Annotated in this window: 21 protein-coding genes and 1 tRNA gene; 8 read left to right on the top strand and 14 right to left on the bottom strand. The window is 70.8% G+C overall.

Features of this window, described 5'->3' with window-relative positions; all coding sequences use genetic code 11:
- Positions 1 to 2,670, bottom strand: a complete 2,670-nt coding sequence (locus ACWGI2_RS05675) for an NACHT domain-containing protein (protein ID WP_453694183.1) — start codon at positions 2,668 to 2,670, stop codon at positions 1 to 3.
- Positions 2,671 to 3,025: 355 nt separating this feature from the next.
- Here ACWGI2_RS05675 and ACWGI2_RS05670 point away from each other — a divergent pair, with 355 nt between their 5' ends.
- Together ACWGI2_RS05670 and ACWGI2_RS05665 are read left to right on the top strand one after the other, a co-directional pair.
- Complete coding sequence (locus ACWGI2_RS05670; protein WP_453694181.1) at positions 3,026 to 3,163, top strand: AAA family ATPase; 138 nt, start codon at positions 3,026 to 3,028, stop codon at positions 3,161 to 3,163.
- Positions 3,164 to 3,371: 208 nt separating this feature from the next.
- Positions 3,372 to 3,800: a hypothetical protein gene (locus ACWGI2_RS05665; RefSeq protein WP_453694179.1), complete on the top strand. Its 429-nt coding sequence runs from the start codon at positions 3,372 to 3,374 to the stop codon at positions 3,798 to 3,800.
- Here ACWGI2_RS05665 and ACWGI2_RS05660 read toward each other — a convergent pair.
- Positions 3,782 to 3,855, bottom strand: a tRNA-Pro gene (locus ACWGI2_RS05660). The two genes, ACWGI2_RS05665 and ACWGI2_RS05660, sit on opposite strands and share 19 nt — an antisense overlap.
- A gap of 108 nt (positions 3,856 to 3,963) precedes the next feature.
- Here ACWGI2_RS05660 and ACWGI2_RS05655 point away from each other — a divergent pair.
- The 3 genes from ACWGI2_RS05655 (at position 3,964) to ACWGI2_RS05645 (ending at position 7,690) form a co-directional block, all read left to right on the top strand.
- Entirely contained in the window at positions 3,964 to 4,467 is a 504-nt protein-coding gene (locus ACWGI2_RS05655; RefSeq protein WP_453694177.1) for a DUF309 domain-containing protein, read from the top strand.
- Positions 4,468 to 4,724: 257 nt separating this feature from the next.
- Positions 4,725 to 5,504 carry a precorrin-6A synthase (deacetylating) gene (gene cobF, locus ACWGI2_RS05650; RefSeq protein ID WP_453694176.1) on the top strand — a complete coding sequence of 260 codons (780 nt, stop codon included), beginning with the start codon at positions 4,725 to 4,727 and terminating at the stop codon, positions 5,502 to 5,504.
- A gap of 77 nt (positions 5,505 to 5,581) precedes the next feature.
- On the top strand, positions 5,582 to 7,690 hold the full coding sequence (locus ACWGI2_RS05645; protein WP_453694174.1) for an MDR family MFS transporter: 2,109 nt from the start codon (positions 5,582 to 5,584) through the stop codon (positions 7,688 to 7,690).
- Here ACWGI2_RS05645 and ACWGI2_RS05640 read toward each other — a convergent pair.
- The 7 genes from ACWGI2_RS05640 to ACWGI2_RS05610 form a co-directional block, all read right to left on the bottom strand.
- Positions 7,667 to 8,446, bottom strand: a complete 780-nt coding sequence (locus ACWGI2_RS05640) for a cobalt-precorrin-6A reductase (protein WP_453694172.1) — start codon at positions 8,444 to 8,446, stop codon at positions 7,667 to 7,669. The genes ACWGI2_RS05645 and ACWGI2_RS05640 overlap by 24 nt on opposite strands.
- A gap of 55 nt (positions 8,447 to 8,501) precedes the next feature.
- Complete coding sequence (locus ACWGI2_RS05635) at positions 8,502 to 9,254, bottom strand: sulfite exporter TauE/SafE family protein (RefSeq protein ID WP_453694170.1); 753 nt, start codon at positions 9,252 to 9,254, stop codon at positions 8,502 to 8,504.
- Positions 9,255 to 9,267: 13 nt separating this feature from the next.
- Complete coding sequence (locus tag ACWGI2_RS05630; RefSeq protein ID WP_453694168.1) at positions 9,268 to 10,785, bottom strand: long-chain-fatty-acid--CoA ligase; 1,518 nt, start codon at positions 10,783 to 10,785, stop codon at positions 9,268 to 9,270.
- A gap of 60 nt (positions 10,786 to 10,845) precedes the next feature.
- On the bottom strand, positions 10,846 to 12,033 hold the full coding sequence (locus ACWGI2_RS05625; RefSeq protein WP_453394747.1) for a thiolase family protein: 1,188 nt from the start codon (positions 12,031 to 12,033) through the stop codon (positions 10,846 to 10,848).
- A 325-nt stretch (positions 12,034 to 12,358) separates the two neighbouring features.
- On the bottom strand, positions 12,359 to 13,561 hold the full coding sequence (locus ACWGI2_RS05620; protein WP_453694166.1) for an FAD-dependent oxidoreductase: 1,203 nt from the start codon (positions 13,559 to 13,561) through the stop codon (positions 12,359 to 12,361).
- Positions 13,558 to 15,000, bottom strand: a complete 1,443-nt coding sequence (locus tag ACWGI2_RS05615) for an FAD-dependent oxidoreductase (RefSeq protein ID WP_453694164.1) — start codon at positions 14,998 to 15,000, stop codon at positions 13,558 to 13,560. The genes ACWGI2_RS05620 and ACWGI2_RS05615 overlap by 4 nt, the downstream gene beginning before the upstream one ends.
- Entirely contained in the window at positions 14,997 to 16,469 is a 1,473-nt protein-coding gene (locus tag ACWGI2_RS05610) for an FGGY family carbohydrate kinase (RefSeq protein ID WP_453694162.1), read from the bottom strand. Before ACWGI2_RS05610 ends, ACWGI2_RS05615 begins: the two co-directional genes overlap by 4 nt.
- Positions 16,470 to 16,727: 258 nt before the next feature.
- On the opposite strand from ACWGI2_RS05610, the gene ACWGI2_RS05605 reads away from it, so the two are divergent.
- Both ACWGI2_RS05605 and ACWGI2_RS05600 read left to right on the top strand, forming a co-directional pair.
- Entirely contained in the window at positions 16,728 to 17,720 is a 993-nt protein-coding gene (locus ACWGI2_RS05605; protein ID WP_453694160.1) for a hypothetical protein, read from the top strand.
- Positions 17,721 to 17,826: 106 nt separating this feature from the next.
- The gene (locus ACWGI2_RS05600) at positions 17,827 to 19,356 is read left to right on the top strand and encodes an amino acid permease (protein WP_453394742.1); all 1,530 of its coding nucleotides are present in this window, start codon (positions 17,827 to 17,829) and stop codon (positions 19,354 to 19,356) included.
- Between the two features lie 16 nt (positions 19,357 to 19,372).
- Here the strand turns inward: ACWGI2_RS05600 and ACWGI2_RS05595 are convergent, their stop codons facing one another.
- The 4 genes from ACWGI2_RS05595 to ACWGI2_RS05580 all read right to left on the bottom strand — a co-directional run bounded on the left by ACWGI2_RS05595 (position 19,373) and on the right by ACWGI2_RS05580 (position 23,024).
- Positions 19,373 to 19,927, bottom strand: a complete 555-nt coding sequence (locus tag ACWGI2_RS05595; RefSeq protein WP_453694158.1) for a GNAT family N-acetyltransferase — start codon at positions 19,925 to 19,927, stop codon at positions 19,373 to 19,375.
- Between the two features lie 108 nt (positions 19,928 to 20,035).
- Positions 20,036 to 20,803: an SDR family oxidoreductase gene (locus tag ACWGI2_RS05590; RefSeq protein ID WP_453694156.1), complete on the bottom strand. Its 768-nt coding sequence runs from the start codon at positions 20,801 to 20,803 to the stop codon at positions 20,036 to 20,038.
- A gap of 281 nt (positions 20,804 to 21,084) precedes the next feature.
- Entirely contained in the window at positions 21,085 to 21,975 is an 891-nt protein-coding gene (locus ACWGI2_RS05585) for an NmrA family NAD(P)-binding protein (RefSeq protein WP_453694154.1), read from the bottom strand.
- Positions 21,972 to 23,024, bottom strand: a complete 1,053-nt coding sequence (locus ACWGI2_RS05580) for a saccharopine dehydrogenase NADP-binding domain-containing protein (RefSeq protein ID WP_453694152.1) — start codon at positions 23,022 to 23,024, stop codon at positions 21,972 to 21,974. The genes ACWGI2_RS05585 and ACWGI2_RS05580 overlap by 4 nt, the downstream gene beginning before the upstream one ends.
- Positions 23,025 to 23,105: 81 nt before the next feature.
- Between ACWGI2_RS05580 and ACWGI2_RS05575 the strand changes: the two genes are divergently transcribed.
- Positions 23,106 to 23,735, top strand: a complete 630-nt coding sequence (locus tag ACWGI2_RS05575) for a TetR/AcrR family transcriptional regulator (protein WP_453694150.1) — start codon at positions 23,106 to 23,108, stop codon at positions 23,733 to 23,735.
- On the opposite strand, the gene ACWGI2_RS05570 is transcribed toward ACWGI2_RS05575, so the two are convergent.
- Positions 23,732 to 25,078, bottom strand: a complete 1,347-nt coding sequence (locus ACWGI2_RS05570) for a radical SAM protein (protein ID WP_453694148.1) — start codon at positions 25,076 to 25,078, stop codon at positions 23,732 to 23,734. The genes ACWGI2_RS05575 and ACWGI2_RS05570 overlap by 4 nt on opposite strands.
- Between the last annotated feature and the right edge of the window lie 15 nt (positions 25,079 to 25,093).

Below are 25,093 nucleotides of genomic sequence, written 5' to 3'. Positions count from 1 at the left end.
TCAGCGTTCGCGTACCGGCGATTGCGGGAAGCGTGGCGAGGGCAGTGGCGGGTGTGACGCTCCGGGCTCCTGAGACCGTCCTGGGGCGGCAAGATGGTACTGCAGGTCGATGTGACGGAACTGGTGGATTGTTCCTACCTGGCGCAATACGCCGCGTCGTTCATGGGCGTCGGCGAGGAAGGCGGTCAGATCCCGGGGGAGGTGTCGGCGCACCGCAAGGTGGTAGCGGGTAACAGTGAAGTACCACCAGGCGTTGTGGCTGAGCGCCGCCGCAAGACCGACGGTGAGGCCGTAAGCGAGGCCGCGGTCGAGGATGTGGGGCGGGCTCATCGAGATCGCCTGTCCGCTCGCGGTCCCCCGGCCCAACCCGTAGTGAAGCCCGCCCTGTACGACGTATTCGACGCCGTAGCAGAGGAGGAACGCGGCGCCGACCGCGAGGCCGACGACAACCCACAGCCTTCGGAAGATCTTGCGGTCCTGCTCCAGGAGAGCGGCCGGTCCGACCGAGGTGGCGAGATCAGCGGGTTTTCCGGCGAGGCCGTGGGCGATTCCGACAGCAAGCCCGAATGCGCTTGAGAACGCGAGCATCGTTGTGAAGGTGTAGGAGGGCGTGCCCGTGAGGAGCGACTGGATCTTAAGCACGGTCCAGTGGGTGAAGCCGATGGTGGAACCGCAGGCGAGGCCCACCGAAAAGCCCCGCCAGTTCCAGGCCCACAGCGTGCGGGCGGTCGGGATAGCGCCCGGGCGGTGTGCGGACAGGCTGCTTGCCCGAGCGCCGACGGCTCCGCCGGCCAGTGCGTAGATCACCCCGTTGGCGAGGGCACCGACGACCGCGGCCGTCGGGCCGTAGTTGTGACGGAAGGAGAACCAGAGGACGGCCCCGGCGGTGAAGCCGAGGGCACACATACGCCAGTCCCAGAGCCCGCGGTGTTGGGGCTCTGAGACCGGCGCGGGCCGGCGGAGCGCGAGTCTGCTGGACAGCGCACCGACGATTCCACCGGCGAAGCCGTAGGCGAGTCCATAGGCCAACGCGGTCGGAAGCAATCCCGACTGCCCCGTGGTGAGTACGTGGGTTACTCCCTCGACGATGCCCCCGGTTGCCCCCGCGACGATGCCGCAGCCGATGCCGCCCGCGACCCCTCCGGCGAGACCCGCGACGATGGCTGCGGGCGGGCCCGTCTGCCATCCGGAGTCGAGGCCGGCGAGCAGCGCCGTGAGCCTGCCCACCACGGTGGCGCCGATCCAGGCCACGGTACCGAGGACAGCTCCTGTCACCACCTGGGCGACACGGGGCGGCAGCGCACGGCGCAATTGCCACCAGGCCAGGTCAGTGGTACCGCCCAGGGTGTGTTGCAGGTGTCGCGCCAGATACCGCAGGGCGTACTCGGCCTGCTGGGGAGACCAGCGGCACGGATACCGCGGATGGGGCCGGTAGGCGGCCGGCACGAACGCGTCGAAGAGATGAGCCCGGAGGACTGCGGTGTCGGGGAAGCGGGTCAGATCGCACAGGTCCGCAGGCGTGGGGAGGACAGTGTCATGTTCTCCCGGCCGGGGGTTGTACACCGTCCTGGCCAGAAAGAGCATCAGCGGTGTGGTCAGCGCCCGTGCCACGGGGGCATTGGTACCGAGCAGGCGGACCACCGGATCCCAGCGGGCAGCCGCCTTCATGGCCTGGCCACCGGCGTCCCGTTTCAGATAGTCGGCGATGTCCGGCGCGTCCAAGGGACGCAGTTCCACAGCGGCGGCACCGCAGAGCCTCACCGGTACACCGCGGGCCGGGGCCAGCGTGTCCCCATACTCCGTCACTCGGCTGGACAGCACCAGCGGCTGGCCGAGCGGCAGGGCGGCGTTGATCGCGTCCAACGCCATCGCGCGGAACGGTTCGGGAATCTCGTCGAACCCGTCCAGGACCGGCAGGATCAGTCGGTGCTCCAGTAGTGCCCGGGCGTGGCTGACCTGCCCGGTGTGATCCGCATGCCCTGCCGCCGGGGCGCCGAGACCGCTGTAGTCACGCGCGAGCCGTTCCGCCATCCAGGATTCCAGCGTCTGTTCCGCAGGATTCCACGAGGCCAGCGCGAACAGTACCGGAACCGGGCTTCCCTCTGCGCGCTCGGCGACCAAGGCCAGCACCAAGCGGATCAGCAGCATCGTCTTCCCGCTTCCCGGGTCGCCGAGGACCACAAGGCGGCGTGTCGGCACTCGTTCCAGGAACACTTCGGTGATCTCCCCGCCTGTTCCGGCCAGTTCAGCAGGCTCAGTGACCCAGCCGGGGGGAGGAGCCGACCGGCCGGATGGCCAGTCTCCGGCCATCTCCCGCAGGAGGGACCACGACTCGCCGAATCGCGGATCGGCTGCCTGCCAGGAGACCGGGAGCGGATAGGGGTCGTTCAGCCGCCGCACCCGGGCCTCGGACTCCCACTGGCCCCGTACGGCCACCGCGAGCCGATCGGCGATCTGGGCCGCGCCGTACCCGTCGGTTGCCTCCCGCCTATCGGCACGGAAGGTTGCCCAGGACAGGTAGAGGCCGCCTACGGACGGAAGCAGCGCAGCTGCCGTCTCGGCCACCCGCAGGTCGAAACGGAAGGCAATGCCCATGGCCCCGGCTATACCGCCGACTGCCAGCACGAGATAGAGCACGCCGACCCGCCGTGTCCGCCAACCAGTTCCCATGGCCGGATTTTCCAGCGTCAAGAGCGGAAGGCTTGCTGGAACAGCGACTCCGCCCCACGTACGAGTGACATGCTGCCCGCCCCTTCCACAGGGATGTGCCGAAGCGTCACCCACGGCGTCACAGCAAGGCGTTCCCCGGTTCACGGTCCGGAATCGAACGGTCCCTTCACGGATCGTGACGGCTCCCTGTGCTGCCAGAGCCCAGAAGAAGCCCTGGCCAGGCCAGCCCAGGAGGGGGTTGCGGTGAATGTCTCCGGATACTTATCGACCTCCACTACTGTGACTCTGCCTGAAGGCCGTGCGGGACGCGGGACCGGCCAACCAGGCCTTACTTCCACGCTGTTGAGGTATTGCGATGCGCCTTTCATCCATCAAGGTCACCGGCTTCAAGGCCATCCGTCACGCAGAGCTCTCGGAACTGGACGCCCAACCGTTCACCGTACTGACCGGCCAGAACGGCACCGGCAAGTCCACGATTCTGAAGGCCCTCTAACTGCTGACACGCGGACTGCCGCCTGAGCCGCAGCCTGACTCGGTCCGGCTGGGAGAGGAACGAGCCGAAGTCGCGATGACCGCCGACAAGCTCGCCGCGCTGGCCGGCCTCGGGCGGAATGGGCATAGCGTCACCCATCGGGGCGGCTGCCGCGATACCACAGCCGCCCCGATGCGGCGCTGCCGAGGCCGGCGTCCCGCGGATCACCGTGCACGACCTCCGCCACCTGGCCGCCACGCTCACCATTACCGCCGGCATCCCCCTCACTGTGGTCTCCAAGCCCCTGCGTCACTCGACGCTCTCCACCACGGCCAACCTCTACAGCCACCTCACCCAGCAAGCCGCACGCGAAGCCGTCGACAAAACCCTCACCGACCAAGAACGAACCGGCACCCTGCACCGCCTGCTGAAACAGCTGCGACCACGCCGCGACCACCCCCACCAACGCCAGCACCAGCTGACACGGCCGTACTCCCCTGCTGCGGCGCCCACCGACCCTGCCACGTACCCGCCCCGCACGCGCGAAGGCGACCACACTGCGACCACCACGGTCCGGAAAACAGTGAAGGCCGCCCTCGCATTTCTGCGAAAGCGGCCTCCGACCTGTGAGAACACAAGTCGGGACGACAGGATTTGAACCTGCGACCCCTTGACCCCCAGTCAAGTGCGCTACCAAGCTGCGCCACGTCCCGGTGCGCGTGTCCCGCGGTGTTCTGCGTGATCGCGCAGACAGAACTTTACCCCACGTTCGGGGGTGGTCGGCGCCCCCTGCCGGGCGCCTGGCGAGGGACAATCGGCGTATGAGCACCGCACCTCGCCCCGATGACCGTGACCGTGACGCCGAAGGGCGGGCCCGTAACGCGCGGCCGCGTGATGGGCTCGGGCGGCCGTTGCCGTACGGCACCGACGGCGTGGAACGGCAGCCCGAGGGGGTCACGCGTACGCCCGATGAGACGGTCACTCAGGCGCAGGCGCTGCTCGACGCGGGGCGGCCCTTTCACGCCCACGAGGTCTTCGAGGACGCCTGGAAGTCGGGGCCCGATGACGAGCGCGACCTGTGGAAGGGGCTCGCGCAGCTGGCCGTTGGGCTGACCCACTCGGCCCGCGGCAACCTCATGGGCGGGGCGCGGCTGCTGCGCAGGGGGGCGGGTGCGATCGGCGGCGGGAAGTGGGGCGAGCGGCCGTACGGGATCGACGTGGACGGACTCGTGGCGTGGGCGCAGGAGTTGGCGCAGTCCCTGGAGGGGGACGGGCCGGCGGTGGACGCCGCCGAGCACGCGCCGCGGTTGCGCGGAGGCAACTGACACAGCCACCGCGGTCCCGCGGTCCCGCCCGAACGCCCCGGCCCGGACACCGGACATCCCGGGCGGAACACCCCGGCACCACACTGCCCCGCCGAGCAGCGCCCGAGGGTGCCAACCCCTAAGCACCGCCCCGCCCCGAGCCGCGCCCCACGAACCCCGGCCTGGCAGCACTGCAGCACCGCCCCGGTGAGCCCGCACGACCCGGCACCACTCGCCCCGCCCCGCCCCCCGCCTCCCCCATACGGCAGACTCTCGGCGTGCGAAAGATTCATGTCATCGGTATTGGCGCGGGCGACCCCGACCAGTTGACCCTGCAAGCCGTCAAGGCTCTGAAGAGCACCGACGTGTTCTTCATCCTCGACAAGGGCGGGGAGAAGGACGATCTCGTCCAGCTGCGGCGTGATCTCCTCGACGCGCACCGCGCCGACGGCGCCTATCGGGTGGTCGAGGCGCGGGACCCCGCGCGTGACCGGAAGGCGGGCGGCGCTGACTACTCCCCCGCCGTCGGGGACTGGCGCAGCCGCCGTGCGGACATCTACGCGCGGATGATCGCCGATGAGCTGGCCGAGGACGAGTGCGGCGCGTTCCTGGTGTGGGGCGACCCCGCGCTGTACGACAGCACGCTCGGGATTCTGGAGGAGGTCCTCGACCGGGGCGAGGTGACCTTCTCGTACGACGTCGTGCCCGGTATCAGCAGCGTTTCCTCGCTCGCCGCCAAGCACCGCACCGGTCTGAACCGCGTCGCACGCCCCGTGCAGATCACCACCGGGCGCCGCCTCGCCGACGGCGGCTTTCCCGACGGTGTCGATGATGTCGTGGTCATGCTCGATGCTCACCAAGCGTTCCGGCAGTACCAAGGCGGAGAGGGCGGCGACATGTACATCTACTGGGGCGCCTACATCGGGACCGCCGACGAGATCCTCGTCTCCGGGCCGCTCGACGAAGCCGCTCCCCGCATCGAGGCCCTCAGGGCCGAGGCGCGCGAGCGCAAGGGCTGGATCATGGACACCTATCTGCTGCGCCGCAATCTGGACTGAACGCCCTCACCGGCGAACGTCACCGGACCGGACCGGCCCCGCATGCACAGGCCCATGCGCGGTGTGAGGGTGACGGTGTGACCACGACCGCCGAGCCCGCCGAGCCCGCCGCCGAGGCCCCTGCCCAGGGGCCGCCCGTCCTGGACAAGCGCCGCCGCAACATCGTCTTCGTGACGATCATGCTGGGGATGCTGCTCGCCGCGCTCGACCAGACCATCGTGGGCACCGCGCTGCCCACGATCGTGGCGGATCTGGGCGGTGCCGAGCACATGTCGTGGGTCGTGACGTCGTATCTGCTCGCCGAGACCGTCGCCACGGTTCTGGTCGGCAAGTTCGGTGATCTCTTCGGGCGGAAGATCGTCTTTCAGGTCTCGGCGATCGTCTTCATCACTGGCTCCTTCTTGTGCGGTCTGTCGACCAACATGACGCTGCTCATCGCCTGGCGCGCCCTTCAGGGCATCGGCGCGGGCGGGCTGATGGTGACCTCTATGGCGTTGATCGCCGATGTCATCCCGCTGCGCGAGCGCGGCAAGTACCAGGGGGCGATCGGTGCCGTCTTCGGTGTCGCCACTGTCATCGGGCCGCTGCTCGGCGGGCTCTTCACCGACCATCTGACCTGGCGCTGGGCCTTCTACGTCAACGTGCCCATCGCGATCGTCGTGGTGATCGCCGCGGCCCGCACGATCCCCGTCGTGAAGTCGGCGGTGCGTCCCGTCATCGACTATCTCGGCATCGCGTTCGTCGCGATCGGCGCCAGTGCGCTGATCCTGGCGACGAGTTGGGGCGGCAACCAGTACGCGTGGGGTTCGGGCACCATCATCGCGCTGTTCGTGGGCGGCGCGATCGCGCTCGCGCTGTTCTGTGTGGTCGAGACGCGGGCCGCCGAACCGATGCTGCCGATGCGGCTCTTCGCCAATCCCGTCTTCACGGTCTGCTCGATCCTCAGCTTCATCGTCGGCTTCGCGATGCTGGGCGCGATGACGTTCCTGCCGACCTATCTCCAGTACGTGGATGGGGACTCGGCCACTGTCTCGGGCGTGCGGACTCTGCCCATGGTGATCGGGCTGCTCATCGCTTCGATCTTCAGCGGCAATGTGGTCAGCAAGACCGGCACGTATCGGATCTTTCCCATCATTGGTGCCTTGGTGATGGCGCTCGGGCTCTATCTGCTCTCGCTCATGGGCAGTGAGACCAGCGCCTGGCTCGAATCGCTGTACATGTTCGTCCTCGGCGCCGGCATCGGGCTCTGCATGCAGGTCCTGACGATCGCCGTGCAGAACACCGTCGTCTATTCGGACCTGGGCACGGCGACCTCCGGGGTCACCTTCTTCCGTACGCTCGGCAGCTCCTTCGGCACCGCCGTGTTCGGGACGATCTACGCGAACACGCTGAAGCCGAACCTGGAGGACGGGGTCGCGGCGGCGGCCCGGGCCGGGGCCGCGGATCCCGCCGTGGTGGCCAAGGCCGCGCAGAGTCCGCAGGGGCTGCACGGCCTTCCCCCGGAAGCCGCCGCGCCCATCATCAAGGCGTACGCCGACACACTGCACACCGTGTTCCTGTGGACGGTGCCCGTGGCACTGCTCGGGTTCCTGGTGGCGCTCTTCCTCAAGCAGGTGCAGCTGCGGGACAGCGCGCGGATGAGTTCCTCGGACATGGGCGAGGGTTTCGCGTCGCCGACGTCGAGCGGCAGCCCGGACCGGGTGCTCGAGCTCGCGGTCGGGAACATCATCCGCAGTACCGGCATGGACACCGCTCGTCGTGTCATCCGCGAGTCCGACACCCGGCTCGACATCGCGGGCGCGTGGGCCGTGATGCAGGTGACGCTCTTCGACCGGATGGTCGGTCACTCGAGTCTGAGCCTGATCGCCGCCCGGCGTCAGCTGCCGGCGGAAGTCCTGGTGCCGGTCTTCGACCGCATGGTCGAGGAAGGGTTCCTCACCCGCTCCGGGATGCTCTTCTCGCACACCCCCGCCGGTGAACGCGAGGCCGACGTGATCGGCAAGGCGTGGGCCAAGTGGCTGGGCGAGCAGGTGGAGAAGGACAGCGGCCGTCCCGCCGACCAGGACCTCGTCAAGGCCGTGGACGCGATCGCGAAGCGGCTGCTCGTGGAGGATCTGGAGCATGGCCTGGCCCCCGAGGCGAGGAAGCCGCTCCCGGTCCCGTCAGGCAGGGTAGGCAGGGCCTAGGCCGGGGCCACGCCCCAGGTGTGACAGCACGCTTTCCTCGTCCGGCAGCACTGTCGCGCCCTGTGGCGGCCTGGGGCGCCGGACGATCACCACGGGTACGGACAGCGCGCGGGCGGCGGTGAGTTTGGCCGCCGTGGCCGCGCCGCCGCTGTCCTTGGTCACCAGGACGTCGATGCGGTGCTCCCGCAGCAGCGCTGTCTCGCCCTCGACGGTGTAGGGCCCGCGGTCGAGGAGCACCTCGGTGTGGCGCGGCAGGGGCGGGTCCGGCGGTTCCACGGAGCGTACGAGGAAGTGGAGTTCCGCCAGGTCCGGGACCGCGCTTACGTCCGCGAAGGTGGCGAGGCCGAGGCGACCCGTGGTCAGGAAGACGCGGCGCCCGAGCGCGGGCAGCAGCGCCGCCGCTTCGGTGAGGGAGGCGGCGTCGTGCCAGTGATCGCCCGGCTCAGGACGCCAGCCCGGCCTGCGCAGCATGACGGACGGGACGCCGGTGGCCGCCGCGGCAAGGACCGCGTGCTCGCTGATGGTGGCGGCGAAGGGGTGGGTGGCGTCCACGACGGCGTCCACCTCCTGGTCACGCAGCCAGGCGGCCAGGCCGTCCACTCCGCCGAACCCCCCGATGCGTACGTCTCCTTCGAGCGCGGCCGGGCGGCTGACGCGCCCCGCGAGCGAGGTGGTCACACGGGCGCCGGGGCGGGCGGCGAGGTCGGCGGCGAGCCGGCGGGCTTCGGTGGTTCCGCCGAGGACGAGCACATGCATGGCCCTGAGGCTACGCGGCGCAGCGCGGCCGGGTTCGAGCAGTGCTTCGAGGAGTTCAGCGCAGCAGCAGCTGGAGGCCGCCGAGCACCGTGGCCCCGATCACCAGTCGCTCGAAGAGACGCTGATTGATCCGGTGCACGGCCGCCTTGCCGATGAGGGCGCCCGGGACGACGAAGAGCACGAGTGCGGCGTCGAGCAGCAGCGAGTGCGCGTCGATCAGGCCGAGGCCCACGCTGAACGGCACTTTGGAGGTGTTGACGATGAGGAAGAACCACGCCGACGTGCCAAGGAAGCCGAGTTTCTGGAATCCCGCGGAGAGTAGATACATCGACATGACCGGGCCGCCCGCGTTGGCGACCATGGTGGTGAAGCCGCCGAGCACGCCGTAGGAGGGGGCCTTGAGCCGGGAGCCGCGCGAGGGATGCGAGGCTTCCGTCTCGTCCGCGGGGACCCGGCGGCGCCACAGCGTGACCGCCGCCATCATCAGCAGGATCGCACCGATCGACGTACGGACGACGGCGTCGTCGGCCCACATCAGGAAGACCGTGCCCACCACCACGCCGCCCGCGACGGCGGGGAACAGCCGCCACAGGGTGGGCCAGTGGGCATGTCTGCGGTAGGTGAGGACGGCCAGGACGTCACCCGCGATGAGGATGGGCAGCAGGACACCGGTCGACTCGCGGGCCGGCAGGACCGCCGCGAAGACCGCGAGACTGACGGTGTTGGCCCCACTGACTGCGGTCTTCGAGAAGCCGACGAGCACCGCGGCCGCGGCGAGCGCGGCGAATTCCCAGAGAGATATGTCCATGCCGGGGCGAGACCTACGCCCCGCTGTAGGTGGCGCGCAGCTCCCGCTTGAGGACCTTCATGCTGGGGCCGAGCGGCAGTTCGGCGGTGAACTCGACGCGGCGCGGGTACTTGTGGCGGCCCAGGTGCTCCTTGGACCACTCGGTGATCTGCCCGGCGTCGGGCGCGGAGCCGGGTGCCGCGACGACGACGGCGCAGATCTCCTCGCCGTGCACGTCGTCGGGCAGTCCGATCACGGCGACATGCGCGATGTCCGGGTGGCGCATGAGCACCTCCTCGACCTCGCGCGGGTAGACGTTGAAGCCGCCGCGGATGATGACGTCCTTCTTGCGGTCGACGATGGCCAGGAAGCCGTCGCCGTCCTTGGTCCCGAGGTCACCGGTGCGGAACCAGCCGTCGACGACGGCCTCGGCGGTCGCGTCCGGGCGCCCCAGGTAGCCGGAGAAGACGTTGTGGCCACGGACCACGACCTCGCCGAGCTCCCCTGTGGGCAGCAGCTCGATGCGCCCCTCGACGTCGGCGCGGGCGATCTCCACGTCGACGCCCCACAGCGGGTGGCCGATGCTGCCCGCCCTGGTGCCGAAGTCGGGCTGGTTCACGGAGGCGGTGGGCGAGGTCTCGGAGAGCCCGTACCCCTCGTAGACCGGTACGCCGAAGGCCTGCTCGAAGCGTTCCAGTACGGCCACGGGCAGCGAGGCGCCGCCGGAGATCGCGAGCCGCAGCGTGGGCAGCTCGGGGGCCGTGGACGCGGCGGCCACGAGGTTCACATACATCGTCGGCACCCCGTGGAAGGTGTTGACGCCCTCCGCCGCCATCAGCTCGACGGCCCGCGCGGCGTCGAAGCGCGGCAGCAGGACGAGCGTGGCGCCCGCGCGCCAGGTCGCGTTCATGGAGACGGTCTGGCCGAACGCGTGGAAGAGGGGGAGCGCGCCGAGCGCGATGTCGTCGCTGCGCACATCGTGGGCGTCGAAGGCGCAGACGGTCGCGTTCATGACCAGGTTGAGATGGCTGAGCACGGCGCCCTTGGGGACGCCCGTGGTGCCGCTGGTGTAGAAGACGACGGCGGGGTCGTCGGCGTCCCGCGTGACGTAGCTGGGGAGCGGCTCGGCCGCGCCCGCCAGGGTCTCCAGCTCGCCGTCCCCGCCGAGGGTCAGCATCCGTACGCCGGTGGCCGCGGCGGCGGCCTTGCCCGTCTCGGCCTGCGCGGGGTGGCAGAGCAGCAGGGTGGCGCCACTGTCCCGCAGGACGTGCTCGACCTCCTCCGCGGAGAGCAGGAGGTGTACGGGGACGACGACGCCGCCCGCGGCGAGGATCGCGTAATAGGCGCGCGGGAACTCGGCGGTGTTGGGCGCCATCAGAGCCACCCGGTCCCCCGGCCGCACCCCGAGCCCCACGAGCGCCGCCGCCTGCGCGCGGGCCTGCGCCCACAACTCGCTGAAGGAGAGCCGCAGTTCACCCTCCACGAGGGCGGTGCGGTCCGGCCTGCGGCGGGCGGGCTCGGCGAGGATCGCGGCGAGGGACAGCGTGGCCATGGGTGGTGCTCCGTTCGTTTCCTTGCGTTCCGTGCGGCCTTGCGGGCGGGAGGGGGAAGTTCAGCCGCGCTCGACGAGCAGCGCGCTGCCCTGGCCGACGCCCACGCACATCGTGGCGAGGCCGCGGGCCGCGCCGGTGCGGCGCATGCGGTGCAGCAGCGTGGTCAGGATGCGCGCGCCGGAGCAGCCGAGGGGGTGGCCGATGGCGATGGCGCCGCCGGTGGGGTTGACCAGCTCCGGGTCGATGCCGAGCGCGTCGACGCAGGCGAGGGCCTGGGCCGCGAACGCCTCGTTGAACTCGGCCTCTTGGAGATCATCGATGGACCAGCCGACGCGGGTGAGCGCCTTCTGGGTGGCGGGGACGGGTCCGATGCCCATGACGTCCGGATGCACCCCGGCGGAGGCGCCCGCGACGTAACGCCCGAGGGATTCGAGCCCGAGCTCGTTCAGGGCTTCCTCGCTGACGAGGAGGAGTCCGGCAGCGCCGTCGTTCATCGGCGACGCGTTGCCCGCGGTGACGGTGCCGTCCTTGCGGAAGACGGGGCGCAGACTGCTGAGTTTCTCGTACGAGGTGTTCTCACGGACGCATTCGTCGAGGTCGACGAGGGTGCCGTCGGGCAGCGTGACGGGGAGGATCTCGGCGTCGAAGTGGCCGTTCTTGCGGGCCTCGGTGGCGCGTTGGTGGCTGCGGAGGGCGAAGGTGTCCTGGCGCTCGCGGGAGATGTTGTGGCGCGCGGCCACTTCCTCGGCGGTCTCGCCCATGGCGAGGACGCCGTGGAGGTCCTTCATGGCGGGGTTGACGAGACGCCACCCGAGCCGGGTGTCGGCGGTCTCCATCTTGTGCGGCAGCGCCTCGTCGGGGCGGGGCAGGACGAAGGGGGCGCGGCTCATCGACTCGGAGCCGCCCGCGAGGACGATGTCGGCCTCGCCGCAGGCGATGGTGCGGGCGGCGGCGGTGACGGCTTCCATGCCGGAGGCGCAGAGGCGGTTCACGGTGGCGCCGGGCACGGAGTCCGGGAGGCCGGCGAGGAGGGCGGCCATGCGGGCCACGTTGCGGTTGTCCTCGCCCGCCTGGTTGGCGGCGCCCCAGTAGACGTCGTCGATCCGGGCGGGGTCCAGCTCGGGAGTGCCTGCCAGGAGGCCTCGTACGACGGTGGCGGCGAGGTCGTCCGGGCGTACGGAGGAGAGGGTGCCGCGGAGTTTGCCGATGGGGGTGCGGCGGGCTGCGGCGAAGTGGACTGGGCGCACGATACGGCTCCGGATCGTTTGCGGTTTAGCTCGTGACGTAAATTAGCGCTGCTAGTTTTTAGTCTACGGGGAGGTTCCGCTGGGCGGAAGAGCGGTTTTCTTTCCCCAACCCCGCCCCTTCCCGAAAACCCGCTCTGGCGCGGGGGCCTGCGCACCGGAAAATCACCGGCTCCGCCGAGTTCGTCCTCAAACGCCGGACGGGCTGGAAGTATCCGGCCGGGCTGGATAGATCCAGCCCGGCCGGCGTTTGAGGCCATCTTTTCGGGGGTCCAGGGGGCGGAGCCCCATGGTTTCGGGAAGGGGCGGGGTTGGGGAGACAACAGCCTCAACCGACCCCCACCCGCACCGGCCCCCCACCCGCATCCACCTTCCCGACCCAGCTCCCCGAGAGATGCAACCCCCGGTTGGGAAAAGCCGCACCCAGCACCCGCTGCCGGTACAGACACCGCCCGTCCTGCCTCACCACCAGCACCGGACAGAACAAACCCTCCGCCGTCCGCAGGACAAAGCGACCACCCGAAGCGCCCGGCGCGAGCCGGTTGGGCGCCACCCACCGCAGTGGGGCCTCGGCCACCACCGGCACCGCCCCGCACGGCCACCCCGCACCCCCAAGATGCCCCCGCACAGCGCCCGCGACCCGCGCCCCCTCCCCCGCAGCCACCCGCGCCGGCTCCACCGCATGCACCCCGCTGCCCACCGCGAACACCCCCGGCGAAGCCGTGCGGAACGAGGTGTCCACTGCCGGGCCCCGCGTACCGGGGTCGAGGAGCACGCCCCCGCGCCGGGCCAGCTCGTGGTCGGGGACGAAGTCGCCGGTGAACACCACCGTGTCGCAGGCGAGCACCCCCTCCCGCCCGTCGCGCCGCCGCACCCTCACCCCAGACAGCCGTCCACGCCCCAGGAGTTCGACCACCACCGCCCCGGCCACCAGCGGCACCCGGGCCACCCCGAGGCGAGCGACAGAGGCCCGCGTCCCCTCCGTGACGAGCGCGGCGACCTCCACGCCCGCGCGCCGCAGCGCGGACAGCGCCGCGTAGCTCACCGGCTCGGCTCCCACGACGACCGCCCGGGTGCCGATCTCCTGCCGGTAGATGTTGACCGCCTGCTGCAACTCCCCTGCGGTGAAGACTCCCGCCGGGCGCGACCCCGGCACGAGCCGCGCCGTCCGTGGCCGTTCCCGCGCGCCCGTGGCCAGGACCACGGCACGCGCGGTGATGCGCTCCAGGCCGTGCGGCCCCGTCGTGTCCAGGCACAGCGGCCCGGCCCAGCCGGTGGCGCTCACCCCGGTCCGCACGGCCGCTCCGGCGCCGAGCGCGGCCTCGACGAGGGTCTCCGCGTAGCGCGGCCCCGTCACTCCCCACCGCCCGAACCCTCCGTGGTGGCAGTGGCGCGGCACTCCGCCGGCCCGCGCCTCCCGTTCGAGCACCTCCACCGTGCCCGCGCCCGAGGCGGCTAGCCGGGCCGCCGCGGCAAGTCCCGCGGGGCCCGCGCCGACCACGAGTACGTCCACACTCCGCTGCCGCCTCATCGCGCCGCCCCCGACTCGCCCCAGCCGTCGAAGAGTTCGCGTACCGCCGCCCCGCAGTAGAACCCCTGGCAGCGCCCGCCGCGCGCCCGCGTCCTGCGCCGCAGGCCGTCCAGTGATCCGGGCGGGACCGTGCTGATGAGGGCGTCCCTGATCTCCCCGCGGGTCACGCGCTCGCAGTGGCAGACGATGCTGCCGTACGCGGGGTCGGTCGCGATGAGGTCGGCGCGCTGGTAGGGGCGGGGGAACGCCTCTCCGAGGTTCGGCATGCTCACCGGGTCCAGGTTTCCGGCCACCGTCAGGTCGAGGTCGGGGCCCGCGGCATCGGCGAGCAGGCCGACGACGTACTCCGCGATCGCCATCGACGCGGTGAGGCCCGTGGACCGGATGCCGCCGACGGTGATGTACCGGTCCTTTGGTGAACCGTGGATCTGGTAATCGTCGTGCTCGGTGGCCGCGCGCAGCCCGGCGTAGACGGCGGTGACCTCCTCGTCCAGCAGCGCGGGCAGGATGTGCCGGCCCTTGGCGCGCAGCCCGGCAAGACCTTCCTCGGTCGTGCCGGTCGCCCTCTTGTCGTCCAACTCCTCGGCGGTGGGGCCGAGAAGGACGTTTCCGTACACGGTCGGCGCCACGAGCACACCCTTGCCGAGCGCCGTCGGCACCGGCAGGAGGATGTGGCTGACCAGGTCGCGGGCGAGCTTGTCGAAGACGATGAGCTGGCCGCGGCGCGGGGTCACCGTGAACGCGCATCGGCCGAGCACCCGCCGGTCGAGCGCGTCGGCGTGCAGGCCCGCGGCGTTGATGAGGTAGCGGGTGCGTACGACACCACGGGGCGTGGTCAGTTCATGGCATGCGGAGCCGCCAGGGGAGGACGAACCGGCCTTTTCCACCTTGCAGTTGAGGTGCAGGTCCACTCCCCCGCGGACGGCCTGGGTGGCGTACGCGAGTGTCGTCGTCCAGGGGCAGATGATGGACTCGCCGGGGACGTCGAGGGCGCCCAGAGCGCCTTCGCCCAGGTGCGGTTCGCGGGCCCGGACCTCGGCGGCGCCGATGATGCGGGCCTCGTCGTAGCCGTTGCGTTCCGCCTTCTTCAACAGGCCCGGCAGTGCGGCCAGTTGCTCCTCGTCCCAGGCGATGAGCAGCGCGCCGACCGGTTCGACGGGAATGCCCGACTCGGCGGCGTACGCGGCGAGCAGACGGCTGCCCTCGCGTACGAGGCGGGCCTCCAGGGAGCCCGGCACGGCGTCGAAACCGGTGTGCAGGATCGCGGTGTTGGCCTTCGACGTGCCGTCACCCACGTCACCGGAGGCTTCCACCAGGGCGACACGGAGGCGGTGGTGTCCCGCCAGTTCGCGGGCGATGGCCGAGCCGACCACCCCGGCGCCGACGACGGTCACGTCGTAGGGCTCGGCCGGCAGCGGGCCCTTGGTGGTGACGCTCATGACGACGGGGCGGGCGCACGGTCGAGGAGGGCGTCGACCGCCGAGCGGAAGCCTCCGAGGCGCTCGGCGGCGCGCGTGGCGTCGATCTTCGGCTCGTACACGGCGGCGGGCCGCCACCGGGGGACGGCGTCCCGCTCCGCCAGCTTCGGGTCGAGGCCCATGCGCGCGACAATGCCCACGCCGAGAGCGGTGACATCGGGCAACGCCGATACCTCCACGGGGAGTTGGAGCAGGTCAGCCTGGGTCTGCATCAGGAGGGCCGAGCGGGTCAGGCCTCCGTCGACGCGCAGGCTAGTCAGGGGCTCGCCCAGGTCGGCGGCCACGGCGTCGGCGAGGGAGACCACCTGGGCCGCGATGCCCTCGCACAGGGCGCGGACCAGATGGCCGGGGGCCGTGTCGAGGCCGAGGCCGGTGATCGAGCCGCGCAGGTCGCCCCGCCACCAGGGCGCCGCGAGCCCGGCGAGCGCGGGCACGAACGTGACGCCGCCCGCGTCCGCCACCGACGAGCCCACCAGATCCAGGTCCGCCGCGCCCTCGATCACGCCGAGGTCCGTGAGCCAGCGGACGGCGGACGCGGCCGTGTAGACCTGCCCGTCGAGGCAGTAGCTACTCTCCCCCGCGAGTCGCCAGGCGACGCAGCTGACCAGGCCGGAGTCGCCGCGCCGCGGGCGTGTGCCGGTCTGGGCGAGCAGGAACGCGCCGGTGCCGTAGGTGCACTTGGCGGTGCCCGGCTCGGTCACGTCCTGGGCGAGCAGCGCGGCCTGCTGGTCGACGAGGAGGCCGGTCAGCGGGAGTTCGGGCCCGAAGGCCTTCGTCGTACCGACCGGGCCCGCCGCGTCGACGACGCGCGGCAGCCGCTCATCGGCGAGGCCGAAGACGTCGAGGGCGCGCGGTGACCACGTGACGTCGTCCAGGTCGAGGAGCTGGGTGCGTCCCGCGGTCGCCGCGTCGGTGACGAACTCGCCGGTGAGCCGGTGGATCAGCCAGGCGTCGCTGGTGGTGACGACGCCTTCCGGTGTGAGGTGGCGGCGTATCCACGCCATCTTGGGCGCGGCGAAGTAGGGGTCGAGGGGGAGCCCTGTCACGTGCTTCAACTCTGCTGCGTACGGGGCGAGTTCCGAGCACAGCGGCCCCGCGCGCCGGTCCTGCCACACGATCGCCTCGGTCAGCGGGCGGCCTGACGCGGGGTCCCAGGCGAGCACCGTCTCGCCCTGGTTGGCGAGGCCGACCGCCGCGACCGGCTCCCCCGCGTCGGCCAGGGCGCGGCGTCCCGCGTCGACGACCGAGGTGAGCAGCGCCGCCGGGTCGACCTCCACCCGGCCTCCGGGAAGGTGGCGCGGACGTACGGGCGCGGCGCCCGAACCGATCACTCCGCGTTCCGGACAGAGGACGAGAGCCTTCGTGCCGGACGTGCCCTGGTCGATGGCGAGGACAGCCTCGCCGCGCGGTCCTCCGCCGTTGGTGATCACCGCGGAAGCCTGCTACAGCGCCCAGGAGGGCGTCAAGAGCCCCCTTCACAGGCCGGCCTGCGCCTGACTCTTTTTCAAATTGCCAACCGGCGCGCCGAGTTGAACACAAATCGATCCCAAAAGATCCACGAACCGACCTGTAGACGGAAGTTACGGATCTACACTGACCGCCGAACATCATCACTCCGTCGAACAACTTCACTCCGCCATAGGCCAGTTCACCCCCTGCCCACCGCCCTCCTCCCCCACAGAGGATTCATGCCCACTCCGTCAGGCCGCCCCGTGTACCACCCGGCGGGCCACGACGAACAGTTGCGCGCCGTGCTCCAGGACCTCAAGACGGGTCGCTGGGTGTCGACGCGCAACCTGCTCGACTCGACACCCGACTGGGGACTGTGGACGCAACGCACACAGATCCTGGCCGCCGCCGTCGCCGGTTCCGATGTGGTCAGGACCTGGCAGGCCGAGGAACCGCACAGCGCCGCGGCATCCGTGCTGAACACCAGGGTCCTCGTCGAGCGGACCCTGCGCGCCCATCGCGGCGGACACCGTCACACGAACGAACTGTGGCGCGAGGCGGCAGCGGCGTGCGGAGCCACGATCGACGCCTCGCCCGAGGACCCCGTACCGTGGGTCTGCCTGCTCGCCCTCGCGCAGCTCGACAAGGGGCAGCGGTGGGACGAGCACCGCGTACCGGCCCCCGAGCCGATGCTCTTCCCCGGCCCCTGGCATCTGCTCGCCGAGGCCGACAAACGCGACCCGGGCAACCGCGAGGCCTACCACCGGATGCTGCAGTTCGCCTACACCCGCCGCCCCGGCGGGCCGCTCACCGAAGCGGTCAACTTCGCCCACTGGGCGTCGGGTTCGGCGCCCGCGGGGTCGGCGCTCCACGTACTGCCCCTCTACGTGCGCGTCGAGCGGTACCGCAAGGACGGCGGCGCCGAGCACGCCCTGGATCTGCACTGGATCGGGGAGGACGCGACCCGTTCCGCCCTGCGCGCGCTGCACCTGTGGTTCGAGCACGCGCTGCCTGCCGCGACCTCGCTCCTCGACCTCAACCACCTGGCCCACGCCTTGTGGGGCGCACACCAATTCCGGGACGCGGCAAGGGTGTTCGAGGTGCTCGACCCCTTCTACACCGTGGCCCCGTGGACGTACCGCACGCGGTCGCCCGGTGACGCGGACGCGGCGGCCGAGGCATTCACACAGGCGCGCACGCGCTGTCTGAGCGCCTTACGAGACCCGGGCTGAGGCACACGGCCCCTCCTGGATCAGCACGAACGCTCTGGATCAGCACGAACGCTCCAGCACCACCCGTTCTCCCCCTCATCCCCCGCTCCCCGACGGAGGTACATCCGTGTCCCGCACCACCTGGTCGAGTCCCGCATCGACCGAGGCTTCACTGCCCGACGAGGAACAGAGGCTCAGGGAGCTCGGCTACCAGCCGGTCCTGGCGCGCCGGATGGGCGGATTCGGCAACTTCGCCATCAGCTTCTCCGTCATCTCGATCCTCTCCGGCTGCATGACCCTGTACGGCTTCGGGCTCGGCACCGGCGGCCCTGCCGTGATGCTCTGGGGCTGGGCGGGCGTCGGCCTCTTCGTACTCTTCGTGGGCATGGCCCTCGCCGAGGTGACCAGCGCGTACCCGACGTCGGGGGCCCTCTACTACATGGCCGACCGGCTCGGCGGCCGGCGCTGGGGCTGGTACACGGGCTGGTTGAACCTGCTCGGCCTGCTCGGTGCGATCGCGGGCATCGACTACGGCGCGGCGCTCTTCTCCGGGGCGTTCCTGAACCTGAAGTTCGGCTTCACGCCGACGCCGGAGAAGACCTTCCTGATCTTCCTGTGCATCCTGCTCCTGCACGCCGTCCTGAACCTCTTCAACGTGCGTCTTGTCAGCCTGCTCAACTCGATCAGCGTGTGGTGGCACGTGGCCGGTGTCGCCGTGATCGTGGGCGTCCTCGCGATCGTGCCGGACCACCACCAGTCGCCCGGGTTCGTCTTCGGTGAGTTCGTCAACGACACCGGGTGGGACAACCCGCTCTACGTCACGGCGATCGGCCTGCTCCTCGCGCAGTACACCTTCTGTGGGTACGACGCCTCCGCTCACCTCTCGGAGGAGACCTCCAACGCCTCGGTGACCGCGGCACGCGGCATCGTGCGTGCCATCTGGGCGTCGTGGATAGCCGGTTTCGTCCTGCTGGCCGGGCTGACGTTCGCGATCCAGGACTACGTAGGAACGCAGAAGAGCGAGACCGGCGTACCGCCCGCGCAGATCATGATCGACGCCCTCGGCGAGTCCGGCGCGACGGCCCTGCTGCTCATCGTGATCGTGGCGCAGCTGTTCTGCGGCAACGCCGAGACGGCGGCGGCGAGCCGGATGGTGTTCGCGTTCAGCCGCGACAACGCGCTGCCAGGATCGAAGCTGTGGCGCAAGGTCAGCTCCCGTACGCAGGTGCCGGTGCCCGCGGTGTGGCTGTCGGTCGGTCTCGCCGCCGTCATCGCCCTCCCTTCCCTGTACTCGACGACCGCGTACACGGCCGTGACCGCCATCAACGTCATCGGGATCACGCCCGCGTACGCCATCCCGATCTTCCTGCGGCTGCGGGCGGGCGACCGCTTCCAGCCGGGCCCGTGGAACCTGGGCCGCTGGAGCAAGCCGATCGGCTGGGTCGCGGTGGTCTGGGTCGGCTTCGTGACGGTCCTGTTCTGCCTGCCGCAGGCCTCACCGGTGACGGTCGACACGATGAACTACGCGTCGATCGCGCTGGTCGTGGTGCTGACCCTCGCCACGGTGTGGTGGTTCGTGGCGCGGCGCTCCTACAGCACGCCGTCGGCGTACGGGTCGGAGCGGGAGCAGGCGGAGATCGCGGAGGACATCGTCTAGCTGCCCCCGGGGCTCCTTACGGGGTGCGGTCGTTGAGGATCCGCTGGAAGAGCCGGTGGTCGCGCCAGGCGCCATGGATGTGCAGGTACTCCGGCGCGACACCGAACTCCTCGAAGCCGCACTTGGTGAGAACGCGCTGCGAGGGGACGTTGTCGAGGAGGGTGTTCGCCTCGACGCGGTGCAGGCCGAGCTCGGTGTCGGCGGACTCGCAGGCCCGGGTGACGGCGGCGGTGGCGAGACCGCGGCCGACGTGGTCCACGTCGATCCAGTAGCCGAGGATGCCGCTGCGGAAGGGGCCCAGGGTGATGGCCGACAGGGTGAGCGAGCCGACGATCTCCCCCTCACGGTCGAGCACCCAGGGCGCCGCACGCCCGGCCCTCGCCTCCTCCAGCTGGCCGCGGAGCCGGGCGGCCTGCCCCCGCGGGGTGAAGTACTCCTCGGGCCGGATCGGTTCCCACGGCTCCAGGTGGGCACGGCTGTGCAGACAGGCGCGGGCGAGGCCGTCCGCGTCCTCCAGCGTGGCGGGGCGCATGACGACGTCCGGGGTGATGCGGGCGGATTCCGTGATCATGCGCCAAGGGTAGGGACTGGCGTGAGGGCTGGCGTATGGGTTGGCGTAAGGACTGCGGCACGCGCGCGTGCCTGTTCGGTTCGGCCGGGCGCGCGCGTGCCCGGTGGCTTACCTTCCGCCCGCCACCCGCAGGATGGTGCCGGTCGTGTAGGACGCCTCGTCCGAGAGCAGCCAGGCGACGGCCGCCGCGATCTCGTCGGGGTTGCCCGAACGCCCCAGCGGGATGCCCGCGGCGAGCTTCGCCGGGCGCTCGGGGTCCGCGTGGAACTCCGTCCAGATCACGCCGGGCGCGACCGCGTTGACGCGGATGCCGTCCGCCGCGACCTCCTTCGACAGGCCGACGGTCATCGTGTCCACGGCTCCCTTGGCGGCGGCGTAGTGGACGTACTCGCCCGGGGCGCCGAGGGTCGCCGCCGCGGAGGAGATGTTCACAATGCCGCCGCCTGTGCCTGCGCCTGGGCCTGCGCCGATACCGGTCCGCTTCATGTCGCGGATCGCGCGGCGGGCGCAGAGGAGGTAGCCGAGTACGTTCACTTCGAGTGCGCGGCGCATGGCGGTGACGTCGGCCTCGGCGAGGGGGCCCACCGGGGCGCCGATTCCCGCGTTGTTCACCAGTCCTGTGACCGGGCCGAGTTCCGCGGCGGCGGTGTCGAAGAGGCGGTCGACGTCTGCCTCGTCGGCGGTGTCCATACGGACGGTGACGCAGCGGGCGCCTGTGCCTGTCGCGCGGACGGTCTCGGCCACCTTCTCCGCCGCCTCGGCGTCGGAGTGGTAGCCGATGGCGATGTGGTGGCCGTCCGCGGCCAAGCGGGTGGAGATGGCTGCGCCGATGCCGCGGCTGCCGCCGGTGATGACGGTTACGGGGTTCTGCGGCACGTTTCCTCCAGGAGCGGGTTGGGTGGGGCTGCTGTTTGATCGATCATTCCCCAACCCCGCCCCTTCCCGAAAACCATGCCTGCGCCCCGGACCTACCTGGGGCTCCACCCCAGACCCCGACAAGATGGTCTCAAACGCCGGCCGGGCTGAATCTTTCAGCCCGTCCGGCGTTTGAGGACGAACTCGGCGAAGCCGGTGATGACGGTGCGCAAGGCCCCCGCGCCAGAGCGGGTTTTCGGGAAGGGGCGGGGTTGGGGAGAGAACCCGCCGGAGGCGAGACCTCAGCCCCGTCGGCCCCGCACGAACTCCGCCAACGTCCGCGGCGGCCTCCCCCCGAACCGTTCGATCGCCTCCGTCACCTCATACAGCTCGTGGTGCGAGCCGATGACACGGAACAGTTCCCACAGCTTGTCCAGGTGGGCCACCACGTGCGCGTCCCCGTACAGGGAAATCGCCCGCTCCCGCCATTCCTCCGGCGACGCGTCCACGTACTTCAGGCCGCCGCCGAACGTCTCCACCACCTCGGCCACGGAAAGCACCTGCCCCGTCAGCAGCACTACGGGGTCCGGACACGACGGCATCGGGTCCGCGAGGAGCCCCGCGCCCACCCGCGCCACGTCCTCCCCCGCGATCAGCGGAAGCACCGTGTCCAGTGGGCCCAGCGGCATCGCGAGCTCGTGGCCGCCGCCTGCCCGTACCAGGAAGTCCAGGTTCTCGAAGAAGACCCCGGCGCGCAGGTGCACCGCCCCGATCCCCGCCCAGTCGAAGACCTCCTCCGCGACCCAGTGCTGCCGCATCCGTGGCGTCCCAGCGTCCGGCGCCGCCGCCAGCTGGGACACCTCGACGACGCGCTCCAGACCCTCCCGCTTGGCCGCCGCCGCGAACGCGCCGGTCGCCTCAAGGAGGCCGTCCGTCACCGGGTACGTGAAGAAGGCGCGGCGCACGCCCCGTACCGCCGCGAGTACGTCCGTGATCTCGCGGAGGTCGCCGACAACCACCTCCGCTCCCAACTTTCGCAGCCCTGCCGCGCGTTCGTCGTCGGTGCGCACGAAAGCACGTACCGCCTGACCACGATCGAGCAGCAGCCGCACCACATGGCGGCCCGTGGACCCCTGCTGTCCACCCGCCGCTCCGGTGACGAGGACCGGTTCGTTCGACACCGTCCCGCTCATGCCTCTCCACCCTCTCCATTCCGCAGCGTGAGCGTGAACGCACCCTGCCGCTCCAGATCCCGCAGGAACGGCTCCGCCGGGAACGCCTCGCCGGGTGCGAGGACCCCGGTCTTCGTCGGCCCCCTCCCTTCCGCGATCCGCACCGCGCCTTCCACCGAGGCCAGCGCTCCGGCCCGCCACAGGTCGTGGCCCGTCAACTGCCCTGCCACACTGCCCCCTTCCCACATGGCCTGGACGGCGATGGTGAAGTCGGTGCCCGCCCGTTCCGCGGCGCCGATGTGTTCGCTCTCGAAGGCGTCCTTCGCCTCGAAGGCACTGGTGCTGAGCATCAGGTCGATGGTGCGGACGGGGACGTGGCGCGGCACCGTCACGGTCTCGCTCGACGGGAACGGAGCGATCATCGAGCGCGGGCCGAGCGGCGGCGGGAAGGGGAAGACGGCGTTGCGGGGTTCGACGTAGCCCGTGTGCAGGGCGCCTTCTCTGAAGGTGAGGCGTTCGGTCTCGGCCAGGAGGTGGGTCGCGGTGTTCTTGGCGCCGGTGGTCAGCCGCCAGCCGTTCACGGCGTACGCGACGACGATCCGGTCGATGCCCGCGATGCCGTCCGACACCGCTCCCGCGAGCAGGTCGCCGAGGCCGCCGTAGAAGCTGAGGCTGGGGATCATGACGGCGCCGTTGCGCTGTGCCGTGGCCTGCGCGGTGTCGAACACCCCTTTCACGTGGTGGGGTTCGAGCGCGTGGTCGATGTAGTGGCAGCCCGCTTCCGCGGCCGCGGTGGCGACTGGCGCGCCGGTGACGGCGAAGGGGCCCGCGCATTGGATGAGGACGTCGGCGTCCGTCATCACCTCGCGCAGTGCGGTGGCATCGTCCACGGAGGCGGTGCGGGTGCGTACCCGCTGCCCCGCGTCGAGTTCGTCGGCAAGGCTCCGCAACGCCTCGGTGTTGCGGCCGATCAGGAGTAACTCCGCGTCTCTGGCGAGGAGTTCGGATGCCACGAGGCGTCCGGTGTGGCCATAGGCTCCGTAGATTGCGAAGAGCGACTTCCTTGTCATGCTCAACTCGCTTCCATACCGAAGGTATGCAACTGGTGCGGAACCTACGTACCCTGAGTATGTTCGTCAAGAGGAGCCGACGTGATCCCGCCCGCGCGCCCAACTGCCCGCCGTACCCAGGCGGAACGCTCCGACGCGACCACCGCGCAGCTGATCACCGCGGCACAGCGGCTCTTCGGCGGCGAGGGGTACGCGACCACCTCGATCGCCGCCGTGGCGGCCGCCGCCGGGGTCACCAAAGGGGCGGCCTACCACCACTTCGAGGGAAAGGCGGCCCTCTTCCATGCGGTGTTCGTCCGTGAACAGGAGGAGATCGCGGCCGAGTTGGAGCGCGCCGCCGCCGAGGAACCCGACGCGTGGTCCGCGCTACGGCGCGGCTGCCGCCGCTTCCTGGAGCACTGCCTCGACCCCGGCTTCCGGCGGATCGTACTGCTCGACGCGCCCTCGGTCCTCGGCTGGGAGACCGTCCGCGAGATCGAATACGCCCATACGCTGAGGGTGTTGACCGGCGGAATGCGTGCGGCGGCGGCCGCGGGTCACTTCAGCGACGGGGATCTGGACGTGCGCTGCCAGTTGATGTTCGGCGCGCTGTGCGAGGCGGGCATGCTCCTCGCCCGCTCGCCCGACCCGGCCTCCTCCCTCACCACGGTGACGGCGGAGGCCGAGCGACTGCTGTCGGCGCTCGCCGCCCCCTGGACCCGTTCCTCTTAGACCGTCTCCCCGACTTCCTCGGCCGACTGCTCCGCGGGCAGGCTGTCCATGAAGGAGGAGACGGAGAAGACCGCGCGCCCCGGCCCCGCGGGTCCGTAACCGGGCGGCGACGTAAGGCCGTTGGCCTCCATCGTCGCGCGGTACGCCTCAAGGAGACGCACGTGGTACTCCAGCGGGGCGCCCAGCGGGTTGGCCTTGCCCAGCGGTGTCGTGGGCTCGGGGCACCAGGTGGTGAAGCGGGGCGTGATGCCGCGCGACATGAAGTACTGGAGCCCCTCGACGGTGGAGTCGATGGCCTCGCCGACCGTCTTGAACCCGAACGGCTCGGCCATCTCCACGCCCGCCACGAAGTTCGGGATGACGTTGCGCGGCCCGAAGACGTCGGCGGAGTCAAGGATGCGGCGGTGCCACTCGTCACGGCCGACGTAGCGCTCCTTGCCGGGGCAGTACCGCTCGAAGAGGTAGGGGTCCCACACCTCGTAGTTGGGGTGGTAGATCCGCACTCCGTAGTCGTGGAAGCGCTGGACGTCCGCCTTGGGCAGCGCCTGCGCGACGACCTTGCCGATCCAGCGGCCCGGGAAGCGCTCCTCGATGGCCTTCGCGTACTGCCCGTAGAAGTCGGCCTCGTCCTTGCCCTGGAGCCGCGAGGTGATGGCGCCGCCGGTGAGCGTGTACGCGGTGGAGGACTTCGCGGTGTCGTACTTGTCGATGATGGCGAGGGCCTCGAGGACCTCGTCCATCGGCTTCACGCCCGTGTAGGGGCGGCCCGCCGCCTTCTGCTGGCGCCAGTTGTGGTTGATGTCGCAGTACCCGCACTCCTCCTTGGCGCCGAAGTACTGGCAGACCCGGAAGACCGTCAGGTAGATCAGGTAGCCCCACTGGATGGTGGGGGCCACCTCCATGACGGACTTGCCGTTCTCCAGCGTGTGCCGGTAGTAGTCCGGCATCGGCGGCAGGCCCACGTCGGAGATGCGTACGCCGTCCAGGTAGAGGCCGAGTACGCCGTCGTCGTCGGCGGCGACGCGGTACGGCGAGGACGGATTCACGCGGACCGAGACGACCGTGCGGCGCAGGTCGTACGGGCCGCCGGTGAGGACGATCTCCTCGGGCGGGCGGCGCAGGGCGGCGGCGCCGAGCTCGGGGAGAGTGCTGTGGTCGAAGGAGAAGATGAAGTACGACTTCGGCTTGACCTCGCCGCCCTCATTGTCGCTGAGCGCGGACTCGTCGAACGCCATGCCTCCCCTGAGCAGGTCCTCCTTGATCACCGCCTCTCGCGGCACCTGCGGGAACCGCTCCATGAGTCCCTCGACGAGCTGGGTACGGCTCTCGCTGCGGCTTGCCATCTGCCGGGCACCTCG

Source organism: Streptomyces sp. NPDC054866, assembly GCF_053610745.1.
The sequence above is the reverse complement of the archived record's forward strand: the minus strand, read 5'-3'. Positions and strand labels throughout refer to the sequence as shown.